The 239-nt window shown below is 57.3% G+C and carries 1 pseudogene; it reads left to right on the top strand.

Annotated features, from left to right (window positions below):
* Nucleotides 1–239 (top strand): annotated as a pseudogene (locus tag ACM615_RS23930) (polyphenol oxidoreductase); the annotation flags it as partial.

Genomic DNA, 239 nt, shown 5'->3' with positions numbered 1-239 from the left:
CCCTGCCCTGATTTCGCCGCGTCATCGTCACCTTGACCTGGCTGCGATTGCAGAGGCTAAACTACAGGCTTTGGGATTTGCAGGAATTGACCACGCTGGCAGCTGCACGATTTGTACAACGGCAGGGAGTACAACGGAGGGGACAGCATTCAAATACACCAGCTTCCGGCGTAACAGTCATCAGCGGGCAAAAGACCCTTCACATCCGGGCATCAGCGGGCGAAATCAGGGCAGGGGGG

It is taken from the genome of Rahnella sp. PAMC25617, assembly GCF_050606005.1.
In the GTDB taxonomy this organism is placed as follows: Bacteria; Pseudomonadota; Gammaproteobacteria; order Enterobacterales; family Enterobacteriaceae; genus Rahnella; species Rahnella variigena.
This window is presented reverse-complemented; position numbering and strand designations above follow the sequence as displayed.